This window comes from Burkholderia sp. 9779_493 (assembly GCF_015712215.1).
Taxonomy (GTDB): Bacteria; Pseudomonadota; Gammaproteobacteria; order Burkholderiales; family Burkholderiaceae; genus Burkholderia; species Burkholderia cenocepacia.
This window is the reverse complement of the sequence record NZ_JACCQA010000008.1, coordinates 191,751-204,866: the sequence shown is the minus strand read 5'-3', so window position 1 is coordinate 204,866 and position 13,116 is coordinate 191,751. Positions and strand designations below refer to the sequence as shown.

Genomic DNA, 13,116 nt, shown 5'->3' with positions numbered 1-13,116 from the left:
CCGGTTGAATTCGTCGCGTTCATGTCAGGAGGCAGCCGGTTCGGACAGCGTCGCGACCAGCTCGACCAGCACGCCCGGATCGATCGGCTTTTCGATCCAGCCGGTCGCGCCGGCGTCGCGTGCGGCGTCCTTGAAGGCATCGCTGCCCTCGGTCGTCAGGACGAGGATCGGCGTGTCCGCGTACGCGGTCAGCTTGCGCAGCGCCGCGATCACCTCGAGCCCGTTCTTGCGCGGCATGTTCTGGTCGGTCAGCACCAGGTCGTACGGCGCCGTCGCGGCCATGTCGAAGCCGGCTTCGCCGTCCGGCGCCACCGTCACGTCGTAGCCGGCCTGCGCAAGCGTGGCCTGCAGCAGCGCACGCATGGTCGCGGAGTCGTCGATGGCGAGAATGGTTCGGATCATGTCTGTCTCGGAATCTTGGAAACGTCAGGGTTTCGGCGCCACGGCGACGGCGCTCGCCACGACCGGACGCACCGCCGGCGTCGGGCCGCCGAGCTGCTGCGCGAGCAGCTTCGAACCGGCCGCGTCGGCGGACAACGTCGTCGTCGTCGCATCGTCGCGCATCAGCGCTTCTTCGGATTTGCGATTCAGCACGATCACGCTGATCCGGCGGTTTTCCGGATCGAGCGGATCGGCCTTGTTCAGGTTCTGCGTCGACGCGAGGCCCAGCACGCGCAGCACTTTCGCCTCGTCCATGCCGCCGGAGATCAGCTCGCGGCGCGACGCGTTCGCGCGGTCGGCCGACAGCTCCCAGTTGCTGTAGCCGCCCTCGCCGCCCGCGTACGGCACGGCGTCGGTGTGGCCCTGGACGATGATCCGGTTCGGCACGTCGTTCAGCGTCTTGCCGATCTCGCGCAGGATGTCGCGCATGTACGGCTCGACGCGATCGCTCGACATCGCGAACATCGGCCGCTTCTGCGTATCGACGATCTCGATGCGCAGCCCCATCAGCGTCGAATCGATGCGGATCTGCTGCTTGAACTGGCGCAGCGTCGGATTGGCCTCGATCGCGGCCATCAGCTTGATCTGCAGGTCGTGCAGGCGCGTCTGCTCGAGCCGGTCCTGCGCGCCCTGGGCCTGCGACCGGGAATTTTCGTCGCCCGCCTTCGCGAGGCGCTCGGCGAGCGAGGTCGTGCCGTCGGTGCGGCGCAGCGTGCCGGCGTCGACGCTCGACAGGTCGCGGCCGCCGCCGTTGATGATGCTCGAATCCTGCGAGCTGCGATCGCCGCTGCCGAGAATCGCGGCCTTCAGCGGCATGTTGAAGTATTCGGCGATCCCCTTCAGTTGCACCGGCGTGACCGAACTCAGCAGCCACATCAGCAGGAAGAACGCCATCATCGCGGTCATGAAGTCCGCGTACGCGAGCTTCCATGCGCCGCCGTGGTGGCCCTTCTTCGCCGGGGCCACCCGCTTGACGACGATCGCGCGATCCTTGCTCTTGCTCATCGGTCGCTCCGCGTCACTTCGCCTTCACGCGGCGCACGTGCTCTTCGAGCTCGGAGAACGACGGGCGCTCGGTCGAGAACAGCACCTTGCGGCCGAACTCGACCGCGATCGCCGGCGCATAGCCGTTCAGCGTCGCGAGGATCGTCACCTTGATGCACTGGAACATCTTGGTCGACTCGGCGACGCGTTGCTCCGCGAGGCTCGCGAGCGGCCCGATCAGCCCGTACGACAGCAGGATGCCGAGGAACGTGCCGACCAGCGCCTGCGCGATCATCGCGCCGAGCACCGCCGGCGGCTTGTCGGCCGAGGCCATCGTGTGCACGACGCCCATCACGGCCGCGACGATCCCGAACGCCGGCATCGCGTCGCCGACGCGCATCAGCGCGTGCGCCGGGCCTTCGCCTTCCGCGTGGTGCGTCTCGATCTCCTCGTCCATCAGGCTTTCGATCTCGAACGCGTTCATGTTGCCGCCCACCATCAGGCGCAGGTAGTCGGTCAGGAATTCGACGATGTGGTGATCGGCGAGGATCTTCGGGTATTGCGTGAAGATCGGGCTCTTTTGCGGATCGTCGATGTCGGCCTCGAGCGTCAGCGTGCCTTCCTTGCGTGCCTTCGCGAGCAGCACGTAAAGAAGCGCCATCAGCTCCATATAGACATCCTTCGTGTATTTCGAGCCCTTGAAGAGCGTCGGCAGCACGCGCAGCGTGGCCTTGATGGTCTTGCCGCCGTTGCCGAGGATGAACGCGCCGACGCCGGCGCCCGCGATCATCAGGATCTCGACGGGCTGGATCAAGGCGCCCAGATGCCCGCCTGCCAGCGCATAACCGCCGAAGACGGACAACAGCGTCACGAGTGTTCCCACGATAATCAGCACTGCCTGTCCCTCACGAAAGACCGGCGGGGAGACCGCCGTTAAACAGGTTTACGGCAGTCGGCAGGAAAACTTTCGCGGCCGCCCGGCGGCGGCCCGACGGTGTTTACCAGCAATGCGCAGACGATTCGTGCGGCCCCGGAGGCGCCGCTCACGCCCCGTCCGGCCCTGCCCGGCGGGCGCTCAGGCCACGGCGGCAGCCAGTTCGGCGCGCGCGGCGGCGGCCTTGCGGGTCTTGCCGGCGCGCGACGGCGGCTGGCACAGGCCGCACACGAAACCTTGATGCGGATCATGCGCATGCGCGACGAAATGGCCGCCGCAGCGCGTGCACGGGGTCATCTGCAGCATCCCCGAATCGAAGAAGCGCACCAGCGTCCATGCCCGCGTGAGGCTCAGCGCAGCCTCGTCGCCGGACAGGTTCACGTGCTCCAGATAGAGCCGGTACGCCTTCACGATCGACTGGATCGGCTCGCAGCGGCCGTGGTCCTGCATGAACCGGTAGATGTTGTAGAACAGCGACGAGTGGATGTTCGGCTGCCACGTCATGAACCAGTCGGTCGAGAACGGCAGCATCCCCTTCGGCGGCGACACGCCCTTCAGTTCCTTGTACAGCTTGATCAGACGGTCCCGCGACAGGCTCGTCTCCGCCTCCAGCAGCTGCAGCCGGGCGCCCAGTTCGATCAGTTCGATGGCGAGGGTGATTTCCTTCACCTCGATCACGACGCTTTTGCTTGCCATGGTGATAACCGTCCGCTTGACGTGATTCGAATGAATGGCCAATACGCCGCCGGCCGGCGCGACACGCCGGGACAGACGCAAGGCGGGATGGATCAGCGGACGCCTTCGACCTGCTGCCCGGCCATCAGGATGGCCGAGTGGGCGTGCGCGACGACGTCGCTGCGGCCCTTGTCGGCGAGCGACGACAGCAGCGCGTGATCATCGAAGCGGAAGCGGCACAGCATCTGGTTGGACGCGGCCAGCTTCACGGTCTGCGCGAGCGTGAGGTTGGCGAGCACGTCGGCGAGTTCCTGGGAAATGCCCATGCGGAACATACCCATCGCCTTGTCTTCCCGCAGCAGTCGTTGCGCGAGGAGGAGGTACGACAGGTTGACCTCTTTGATCTCACTGAGCATTTCGCTGGTAGCGCTCATGATTCCCCCGTTAAAGAGCTTTGCTTTGGCCATTCATGTTATGAAAACGTTTGCTCGGTCAGTGCGCACTGGACGCTCAGCCGGCTCGTTTATAGTCTTACAGGGCGAATTTTGGCCAAACGGCATTTATGCCGGTATCAGCGAAGTGGCGTATGCCGTGCAGGATTTGTCTGTAAACCGTGTAGGAATTTTTCCGACAAGGCGGATTGAAAGGGGATTCGAAAAAACGGGTTGCAACGCGGATTCGGTTGCGAGACGCCCGACGGCCGTCGCACCAGGCGTGGAAGGCTTGCCGGCAAGGCTGCCGGCAATCGGATCGGTAAAAATTATAGTGCTTTTTCACGATAGCGCAACAATAGTTGTGGCCATCTCGATTCACGATTCCGCGCCCTTTTTCTCGGGGTTTTTGCGTATTTCATCGTGTAACAAGCCTTAAGTGTTTGAAAAAACACTCGAACCCCTCAGGGCGATATCGATAATGGACTCCAATGGGCGGCGGCGCGAGCCGTGCCGGCCCGCCCCGCAGCTTGCCGTCCGGCGCTCCGCGCATCCGCCCAGGGCCCGGCCACGTACCGCCAACCGCGTGTGTCGGCAAGTTCCGCAACCTTGTACGGGATCCGCATCGGCGCCGTCGCGCCCATGGATCGACACAGGAGAACACCCATGCGAATTGCCCAGATCGCGCCGCTTTACGAAGCCGTCCCGCCGAAACTCTACGGCGGCACCGAGCGTGTCGTGTCCTACCTCACCGAGGCGCTCGTCGAACTCGGCCATGACGTGACGCTGTTCGCCAGCGGCGACTCCGTCACGTCGGCCCGTCTCGAGGCGGCCTGGCCGCGCGCACTGCGGCTCGACCCGTCGGTCCGCGATTCGATGGCGCCCCATATGCGGCTCCTCGAACAGGTCGCGCGGGTCGCGCACGAATTCGACGTGCTGCACTTCCACCTCGACTACCTGCCGTTCCCGCTGATGTCGCGCCTCGACACGCCGTACGTGACGACGCTGCACGGCCGCCTCGACCTGCCGGAACTGCAGCCCGTGTTCGACGCGTTCCCCGATTCGCCGGTCGTGTCGATCTCGAACAACCAGCGCAAGCCGCTGCCGCAGGCCGCGTGGGCCGGCACCGTGTACCACGGCCTGCCCGACACGCTGCTCACGCCGCAGCCGGACGTGAAGCCCGAATACCTCGCGTTCCTCGGCCGGATCTGTCCCGAAAAGCGTGTCGACACCGCGATCCGGATCGCCGCGCAAAGCGGGCTGCCGCTGAAGATCGCCGCGAAGGTCGACAAGGCCGACGCCGACTACTTCAAGGAAGTGATCGAGCCGCTGCTCGACCAGGCGCATGTCGAATTCATCGGCGAGATCAACGAAGCGCAAAAACCCGCGTTCCTGTCCGGCGCGAAGGCGCTGCTGTTCCCGATCGACTGGCCGGAGCCGTTCGGCCTGGTGATGATCGAGGCGATGGCCTGCGGCACGCCGGTCGTCGCGTTCAACCGCGGCTCGGTGCCGGAAGTGATCGAGGACGGCGTGACCGGCTTCATCGTCGAAGACGTGCAGGGCGCGGTCGGCGCGCTGCACCGGATCGACAGCCTGTCGCGCCCCGCGATCCGCGAACGTTTCGACACGCGTTTCAGCTCGAAGGCAATGGCGCGGCGTTACGTCGAAACTTACGAATCGCTTTGCGCGGCAACCAAGCAACCGGCATTGCGCCGGGTCGCGGGCGCCTGACACGGAAATCCGCGCCGAAATAGACCGTAAAATCCGCGCCGAAATCGGCGCGCAAAACAAAAGAGCCGCATCGTCGATGCGGCTCTTTCTATTGGGCTTTCGGTCACTCGATCAGGAAACGATCGCGGTTTTTGCCGACGATCCAATTCGGCGGCTTGCCACGCCCGCTCCAGGTTGCACCCGACTTCGGATCGCGGTATTTAGGCGGCAACGGCGCCTTCTTCGGCGGACGCCCGCGCCGTGCCCGTTCCGCGAAGCCCAGGTCCTGGGCCGTCAGGCCATATTCGGCAATCATTCGCTGGACATCGGCGATCACCGCTGCCACTTCCTGGCGGCGCACGTCGTCCGCCTGGGCCTGCAGATCGGCGATCTGCGCCTTGAGTTTCGCGTATTGAGACATTTTTCGACTCCCCTTTTCGATGATGCGGCCCCGGCGAATCCGGCCGGGACACCAACATCCGTTACGTCGTCTGCACTGCCGCCCTGCCCTTCGAAATTAATGCTGCCATCTTTAACCGAATCGTCTATATCGAGAATGCGGACTTATTCTAATAAAAGGCATTCGTCAGCCATTCAAATTTAACAATCGTTTACCCTCCCGGACCCGATTCATTTCCTATAATCCAGACCAATTCCGGACGACGAAATAAATCCGTTGCGTCGGCCGGGGTCTTCAACCCACTTGGACGAGGTCCTTACATGAATCTTTCTCAGCGTCTCGCTGCAGAGGTATTCGGCACGTTCTGGCTGGTGCTCGGCGGGTGCGGAAGCGCCGTGCTGGCCGCCGCCTTTCCGGGCCTCGGCATCGGCTTTGCCGGCGTCGCACTCGCCTTCGGCCTGACCGTGCTGACGATGGCATTCGCAATCGGCCACATCTCGGGTTGCCACCTGAATCCGGCGGTGAGCGTCGGCCTGACGGTTGCCGGCCGCTTCCCGGCACGCGACCTCGCGCCGTACATCGTCGCGCAGGTCGTCGGCGCCACGCTCGGCGCATTCGTGCTGTACCTGATCGCAACCGGCAAGCCGGGTTTCGACGTTGTCGGCAGCGGCTTTGCGACGAACGGCTTCGGCGATCGCTCGCCCGGCCACTACTCGCTCGCCGCGTCGTTCATCTGCGAAGTCGTGATGACGGGCTTCTTCCTGTTCGTGATCCTCGGTGCGACCGACAAGCGCGGGGTGCCCGCCGGCTTCGCGCCGATCGCGATCGGGCTGTGCCTGACGCTGATCCACCTGATCTCGATTCCGGTCACCAACACGTCGGTGAACCCGGCGCGCTCGACCGGCCCGGCGCTGTTCGTGGGCGGCGACGCGATCGGCCAGCTCTGGCTGTTCTGGGTCGCGCCGCTGATCGGCGCGGTACTCGCGGGGATCATCTACCCGCTGGTCGCCGGGCGTGACGACGCCGTCGACCTGCTGCCGGCATCCGCTCGCACAAGCGAATAAAACACTACGGGGTCAAGCGAGCAGAGCAGCGAGCCTCACGCTGTCGAAGAACATCGAGGCAGGCAATTTCGACGGGCGCCCCTGGCGCCCGTTTTTCATTTCCGCGCGGAACACGCGCCCGGGCGGGCGCTCAGGACGCGACGACGTCGTCTTCGAGCGAGAACAGCGTGCGCAGGTGGCGGGCGACGCCCGCGTCGAAGTTGTTGCCGATCCGGGGGATGTGCGGCAGCCGCGCGACCAGGTCGGGGTTCGCGTTGTTCATCATGAATGCATGGCCGGCGGTTTCGAGCAGGTCGATGTCGTTCATGTTGTCGCCGAACGCGATGCAATGACCGGTGTCGACGCCGAGCCGCGCGAGCACCGTGCGCAGCGCGCGGCCCTTCGACACGTTCGCGGTCATCACTTCGAGGCAGTCGGGCAGCGAGTACGTGACGTACAGCGTATCGCCGAACTGCACGCGCATCTGCTCGGCGACGACCGCCAGATCGGCCGGCTCGCCGATATACAGCACCTTCGCGATATCGGCGCCGTCGTGCGCGGCCATGTCGATCACCTCGTACCGGAAGCCCGAATCCTGGTGGAATTCGAGCAGGTGTGGCGCTTCGCGGTCGATCAGCCAGCCGTCGTTGGTAAACAGGTTGACGATCACGCGGCCGTGCGCGCCGACGACGTCCGGCTGCACGAGGCTGCGCACGATCGCTGCGTCGATGTCCTGCCCGTGGATCTTCGTGTCGTCCGGCGCATGCACGCGTGCGCCGTTCGACGTGATCAGGTACGGCCGGATGCCGAGCACGTCGCGAATGCCGGCGACGTCCGCATAGTGGCGCCCCGTGGCGATCACGAACTGCACGCCGTCGCGGTCGAGCCGGCGAACGGTGTCGATCGTGTACGGGTCGAGCTGGTGGTCGCTGTTCAGCAGCGTACCGTCGAGATCGGTGGCGATGACTTTGTACATGGGACGGGAGAGTGGCGCTCGGGGCACGGAGGAAGCGTCATTTTAACGTCGGGCCCGGCAGCGCGCCGGGCGGTTGCCGGGTGGTTGCCTCGCGGTTACCGGCCGGGCGCCGCCTGCGGCGCTGCTGCGATGCGGCATTCGCCGCGCGCGCTCCACTCGGCTTAGGCTCCCTCCGCCGCCCGCAACGCCTGGAGCGCGAGCCGCAGCGCACCATGCGCCGAATCGTCGAGCGGCGCGCGCAGCCGTGCGGCATGCCGCGCCGGCACGGCCGGCGCGAGCGCGTCCGCCAGCCCGCCGCACAGCGCGACCGGCAGCGCGTGCTGCGGATCGAGCGCGTCGATCATCTTGCCGATCTCGTCGCCAGCCTGCGCGATCAGCGCGCGCGCAACCGGATGCGTGCGGTGCGCGAACACGATCGGCGCGAGACGCGCGTAGATCGTCTGGTTCGCGTCGCACGACCACTGGACGAGCGCATCGCGATCGCGCGCGCCGGTTTCCGCGAGCAGCGCCGTGGCGAACGCGTCGCGCGGCACGCGGCCGTCGAGCGCCTGTTGCGCATACGCGAGCGCGCGCACGCCGAGCCATGCGCCGCTCGCCTCGTCGCCGGACGGAAAGCCGAAGCCGCCCGCGATCCGGCACGCGCCGGCCGCGTCGAGCGCCGCCGCGATGCTGCCGGTGCCGAGCGCGACGATGAGCCCCGGCGCGCCGCCGTGCGCGCCGACGACGGTCGTATACGCGTCGCTTTCGATCGCCAGCGCGCCGAGCGGCGCCTGCGCGCGGAATGCGGCGAGCCACGCTGCGTTGTTGACGCCGGCCAGCCCGCAGCCGAGCGCGCACTGCGACCAGTCGAACGCGAGACCGGCCTGCGTGAACGCGTCCGCGCACGCCGCGCCGATCGACGCCCATGCCCGCTCGATGCCGAGACCGAGCCCCGACGGGCCGCCGCGCCCCTGCGCCAGCTCGCGCCCGTCCCGGTCGGCCAGTACCGCGCGCGTGCCCGTGCCGCCGCCGTCGATGCCGATCGCAAAAAGTAATGCCGCCATGCTTCATCCCGCTGATTCGAACAGGCGCCAAGCTTAACCGGATCGGCGCCGCGCGCCCATCTGCCGTTCGGCCGGCTATCCCGCCAAAAGGGCTTCCGCTATGCTGGCGCGATCGAATCGACACTGAAAACGAGGCAGACGATGTCGCAGCGGTGCAACTGGGTGAAGACGGAAGCGGACGCTCACTATCACGATACCGAGTGGGGCGTGCCCTCGCACGACGATCGCCACCTGTTCGAAATGCTGATTCTGGAAGGCGCGCAGGCCGGGCTGTCGTGGTCGACGATCCTGAACAAGCGCGCGGGCTATCGCGAAGCGTTCGCCGATTTCGACGTCGATGCCGTCGCGCGCTTCACGCCCACGCGCATCGAGAAATTGCTGGAGAACCCGGGCATCGTGCGCAACCGTGCGAAGGTCGAATCGGCGGTGACCAACGCGCGCGCCGTGCAGCGCATCCGCGAAGAGCACGGGTCGCTCGCCGCGTTCCTGTGGTCGTTCGTCGGCGACACGCCGGTCCAGAACGCGTGGCAGTCGTACCGCGACGCGCCCGCCTCGACCGAGCAGTCCGACGCGCTCAGCAAGGCGCTGAAGGCGTACGGCTGCAAGTTCGTCGGCTCGACGATCTGCTATGCGCTGATGCAGGCAACCGGCATGGTCAACGATCACGAAGCCGGCTGCCCGTGCCACGCGCGATGCGCGGCGCTCGGCGGCAAGCAGCCGGCCCGCCGGCGCAAGGCGGGCTGACGGCGCGGGCGCACACCCGGCGCGGGTGCCGCGCCGCTGCCCGGCGGCGGTCGCGCCGTCCGCTTGCCGCCTGCTGCTTGCTGCTTGCTGCTTGCCCCGCGGTCCTTATCGCGCGGCGCGCGACGATGCCGGCACGGCCGGTCGCGCGCTCCGCGCAGCCCGCCCGCGTGCGCTGCGCTTCTTCACCCAGATGCACACACCCGTCACGCTCAGCATCGCGATCACGATGCCGAGCACGCTCACGGCGACACGTCCGGCGACACCGGCGATTCGCCCCGAGTGCAGCGGAAACTGCGCCTGCATGAACAGGTCGCCGGCCGAACCGCGGCCCGGCACCTGAGCCGCGACGGGCTTGCCGGTCACCGCATTCCAGTACAGCCACGCATTGCCGAGCCCGACGTCGCCATGGTCGTTGCCCGGCGTGAAGAATCCGACCGCATACGCGTTCATCCCCGGCGCGAACAGCAGCGCGCCCGGCGGCGCGGCGATCCCTGCGTCGCGGCCGGCCGAGCGCGCGATCTCGACGATCCGCTCGCGCGGCAGGATCTGGCTGCCCGGCGGGGCCGGCGGGAAATGCTCCGGATTCGTATACGGCGTTTCGGCAAGCGGCGACACCAGCGAGACCAGCGGGCGCACGACCGGAACGGCGAGGTTCATCGAGATCGATGTGATCGCAACGACGAGCAACAGCCCCCACACCCACACGCCGCCCGAGCGGTGCAGGTCGAACACGAGCGGGTAGCCGCCGCGCCGCACGCGGAACGCGAACGACTTGCGCCAGCTTTTCAGGTTCGGAAACGCCAGCACCAGCGCGATCAGGCTGTCGATCGCCCACACGATGCCGACGACGCCCATCACCCAGAACCCGAAGTTGACCCCGCCGTACACGGGCAGGAACAGCGAGTAATGCAGCCGGTAGATGAACGGCATCAGGTCGAGCCGCGCGAGCGACGGCGCGCCCCATTCGCGGCGGCCCTGCACCTCGCCGGTCGCGGGATCGACGGCGATCTGGCTGAAACCGAGTGCGTACGGCTGGCCGGTCGCCGGATCGGTACGCGGCATCACGCCCGCCTGCAGCGTGTGTCCCGGTTCGATCGCGAGCGGCAGATAAGTCACCTGCACGCGCGGATCGGCGGCCTCGATGCGCGCCGCGAGTTCGAGCGGCGCCAGCGGCGCCGCGCCGCTGCGCGCGGTGTAGAAATCCGGGTTCAGCACCGCGTCGAGCTCATGGTCCCACGCAATCAATGCGCCGGTGAGCCCCGCGACGAACAGGAACAGCGCGATGGCGAGCCCGAACCAGCGGTGCAGGCGCACGAGAAACGGTCGCAGGAACGCATTCATCGCGTGCGCAGCGAAAGGAAGGCGGGCCGGCACGAGCGGCGGCCCCGATTCGACGGGATGCAGTTCATTTGATGTCGAGCACCGCGCAACGGTCTCCCGGTCGGGCCGGCGAGGCCGGATGCCCTTGTACGCGGCATGGAATTGTTGCGCGGTTGGCGGGTTTTGATACGATGCGCGACATTTTAACGCAATGCGAATGATTCTTACTCGCATTTTTACTCGCTCGCCATGACCGTCTGCCTCGCCCGCCCGCCTGTCCGTCCACGCCGCGTGGCCGCCGCCCTCGCCTGCCTTGCCGCGTCGCTCGCGCATGCGGACGATTCGCCCGGCGACGCCGCGGTACTGCCCGCCCTCAACATCACGGCCGCGCATGATTCGCCGCAACACTTGACCGACACGATCTCGACGGGTGCGCTCGGCACCCGCCGCCAGCTCAACACGCCGTTCTCGACGACCATCGTCACGTCGGAAGAGCTCGAGGCCCGCCAGCCGTACAAGCTCGGCGACGTGTTCGCGAACGACGCGTCGGTGTCGGACAACAGCGGCGCCTACAGCGCCTGGGCCAGCTACATGACGGTGCGCGGCATGCAGCTCGACTGGCAGAACGGCTACAAGATCGACGGACTGCCGTTCGTCACGTACGGCATCACGATGCCGTACGAGCAGCTCGATCGCGTCGAACTGCTGAAGGGGCTCGGCGGCTTCCTGTATGGCTTCGTGACGCCGGGCGGCGTCGTCAATTACGTGACGAAGCAGCCGGGCGCCGAACCGGTGCGCAGCGTCGACATCGGCTACCGGAGCACCAACGTGTGGACCGAGCATGTCGATCTCGGCCAGCGCTTCGGTCCCGACCACATGTTCGGCGCGCGGCTGAATGCGACGCACGAGGAAGGCAAGACGTACAACGACGGCAACATCCGCCGCGACAGCGTGTCGCTCGCGCTGCAGGCGAACCTGACGCGCGACCTGTCCGTGTCGTTCGGCGCGCTGTACCAGGACCGCCGCACGACCGGCCAGACGCCGTCGATCTTCACCGGCAGCTATCCGGGCGGCGCGCTGCCCGCGACGATCAGCGGCGGATCGACGAACCTGGGCGGCAAGGACCAGTACCTGAACACGAACCTGCAGCTCTATACGGCCGGGCTGCAATACCAGCTCGCGCCCGACTGGCAGCTCGACGTCGCGTACAGCTACAGCAAGGCGACGCGCCGGCGTAACGAAAGCACGCTCTACCTGCAGGACGCGGCCGGCAACTACACCGACAGCCGCTACGTCGGCATGGAGGATCACCGCTTCAGCCAGTGGCGCGCGATGGTCGAGGGGAAGGTGCGCACGGGCCCGTTCAGCCACCAGATCGTGCTCGGCGCGTCGTGGCAGAAGCAGGCGAACGACTATTCGGCGAACAGCGTGTTCGTGCCGCTCGGCGCCGGCAACCTCTATGCGCCGAATCCGTACCGCTACGAGAGTCCGCACGGCTTCATCCAGTACCGCACGAGCGAGATCGTGCAGAAATCGCTGTTCGCGAGCGACACCGTGCAGTTGACCGAGCGCTGGTCGGTGCTGGCCGGCGTGCGCTACATGAACTACGCGCAGCGCGCGTTCCAGGCGAGTGGCGCCGAGGACCCCGGCTATCGCCAGAACGGCGTGGTGACGCCGACCTTCGCGGTGATGTTCAAGCTCGCGCCGACGACCACCGCGTACGCGAGCTACGCCGAGTCGCTCGAGCCCGGCAGCCGCGTGAACGATGTCTACGCGAACGCGGGCCAGGTGCTCAAGCCGCTGCGCAGCAAGCAGTACGAGCTGGGGATCAAGAGCGAGCGCGCGCGCTGGAGCGCGACGGCCGCGCTGTTCCGCATCGAGCGCAGCGCCGAATACGCGAACGCCGCGAACGTCTACGTGCAGGATGGCGAATCGATCATTCAGGGGATCGAGGTCGGCGCGCGCGCGAAATTCGGCGCGCACTGGAACGCGGGCGTCGACGCGATGCTGCTCGACGCGTGGTACGCGAACGGGATCGGCAACCACGGCAACCGCGTGGCCGGCGCGCCGCGCTTCGTGCTCGCCGGCGACCTCGGCTATGCGGTGCCGGGCGTGCCGGGGCTGACGCTCGGCGTCGACGCGAAATTCACCGGCGCGACGCCGCTGCGCGCGGCCGGCGGCCTCGACGCACCGGGCTTTCTCGTCGTCAACGCGGGCGCGCGTTACCTGACGCGAGTCGGACGGCACGACGTGACGCTGCGCGCATCGATCGACAACGTGTTGAACCGCCGTTACTGGGAATACCAGTACGCGGACTACGTGAAGCCGGGCGACCCGCGCACGGTGAGCCTGAGCGCGAAGATCGATTTCTGAACGCCGCGGCCGGCGGCCGCAACCCGCTGGCCGCTGGGTCTC

Annotated in this window: 13 protein-coding genes; 4 read left to right on the top strand and 9 right to left on the bottom strand. The window is 66.9% G+C overall.

Features of this window, described 5'->3' with window-relative positions:
• Nucleotides 1-24: 24 nt before the first annotated feature.
• From H0X95_RS10945 to flhD, 5 genes are all read right to left on the bottom strand, one after another.
• Entirely contained in the window at nucleotides 25-402 is a 378-nt protein-coding gene (locus H0X95_RS10945) for a response regulator (protein WP_006482646.1), read from the bottom strand.
• 24 nt (nucleotides 403-426) lie between these two features.
• Nucleotides 427-1,446, bottom strand: a complete 1,020-nt coding sequence (motB, locus tag H0X95_RS10940; protein ID WP_006482647.1) for a flagellar motor protein MotB — start codon at nucleotides 1,444-1,446, stop codon at nucleotides 427-429.
• Between the two features lie 13 nt (nucleotides 1,447-1,459).
• Nucleotides 1,460-2,320 (bottom strand): flagellar motor stator protein MotA, encoded by an 861-nt coding sequence (gene motA, locus H0X95_RS10935; protein WP_006482649.1) that lies wholly within the window; start codon nucleotides 2,318-2,320, stop codon nucleotides 1,460-1,462.
• A gap of 180 nt (nucleotides 2,321-2,500) precedes the next feature.
• Nucleotides 2,501-3,055 (bottom strand): flagellar transcriptional regulator FlhC, encoded by a 555-nt coding sequence (flhC, locus tag H0X95_RS10930; protein ID WP_006493184.1) that lies wholly within the window; start codon nucleotides 3,053-3,055, stop codon nucleotides 2,501-2,503.
• A gap of 92 nt (nucleotides 3,056-3,147) precedes the next feature.
• Nucleotides 3,148-3,468, bottom strand: coding sequence for a flagellar transcriptional regulator FlhD (gene flhD / locus H0X95_RS10925; protein WP_011350590.1), 321 nt, complete (start codon nucleotides 3,466-3,468; stop codon nucleotides 3,148-3,150).
• 663 nt (nucleotides 3,469-4,131) lie between these two features.
• Here flhD and H0X95_RS10920 point away from each other — a divergent pair.
• Entirely contained in the window at nucleotides 4,132-5,196 is a 1,065-nt protein-coding gene (locus H0X95_RS10920; RefSeq protein ID WP_006489318.1) for a glycosyltransferase family 4 protein, read from the top strand.
• 103 nt (nucleotides 5,197-5,299) lie between these two features.
• On the opposite strand, the gene H0X95_RS10915 is transcribed toward H0X95_RS10920, so the two are convergent.
• On the bottom strand, nucleotides 5,300-5,596 hold the full coding sequence (locus H0X95_RS10915) for an H-NS histone family protein (RefSeq protein WP_006489320.1): 297 nt from the start codon (nucleotides 5,594-5,596) through the stop codon (nucleotides 5,300-5,302).
• A gap of 299 nt (nucleotides 5,597-5,895) precedes the next feature.
• Between H0X95_RS10915 and aqpZ the strand changes: the two genes are divergently transcribed.
• Nucleotides 5,896-6,639, top strand: coding sequence for an aquaporin Z (aqpZ, locus tag H0X95_RS10910; RefSeq protein ID WP_006489324.1), 744 nt, complete (start codon nucleotides 5,896-5,898; stop codon nucleotides 6,637-6,639).
• 130 nt (nucleotides 6,640-6,769) lie between these two features.
• Here the strand turns inward: aqpZ and H0X95_RS10905 are convergent, their stop codons facing one another.
• Together H0X95_RS10905 and H0X95_RS10900 are read right to left on the bottom strand one after the other, a co-directional pair.
• Nucleotides 6,770-7,594: a Cof-type HAD-IIB family hydrolase gene (locus H0X95_RS10905; RefSeq protein WP_059721090.1), complete on the bottom strand. Its 825-nt coding sequence runs from the start codon at nucleotides 7,592-7,594 to the stop codon at nucleotides 6,770-6,772.
• Nucleotides 7,595-7,755: 161 nt separating this feature from the next.
• A complete protein-coding gene (locus tag H0X95_RS10900) occupies nucleotides 7,756-8,637 on the bottom strand; it encodes a BadF/BadG/BcrA/BcrD ATPase family protein (protein ID WP_034201115.1) in 882 nt (293 codons plus the stop codon).
• A gap of 141 nt (nucleotides 8,638-8,778) precedes the next feature.
• On the opposite strand from H0X95_RS10900, the gene H0X95_RS10895 reads away from it, so the two are divergent.
• A complete protein-coding gene (locus tag H0X95_RS10895) occupies nucleotides 8,779-9,381 on the top strand; it encodes a DNA-3-methyladenine glycosylase I (protein WP_034201116.1) in 603 nt (200 codons plus the stop codon).
• 105 nt (nucleotides 9,382-9,486) lie between these two features.
• Here the strand turns inward: H0X95_RS10895 and H0X95_RS10890 are convergent, their stop codons facing one another.
• Entirely contained in the window at nucleotides 9,487-10,722 is a 1,236-nt protein-coding gene (locus H0X95_RS10890) for a PepSY-associated TM helix domain-containing protein (RefSeq protein WP_059721091.1), read from the bottom strand.
• A 228-nt stretch (nucleotides 10,723-10,950) separates the two neighbouring features.
• Here H0X95_RS10890 and H0X95_RS10885 point away from each other — a divergent pair, with 228 nt between their 5' ends.
• Nucleotides 10,951-13,074, top strand: coding sequence for a TonB-dependent siderophore receptor (locus H0X95_RS10885; protein ID WP_059721092.1), 2,124 nt, complete (start codon nucleotides 10,951-10,953; stop codon nucleotides 13,072-13,074).
• Nucleotides 13,075-13,116 lie beyond the last annotated feature (42 nt).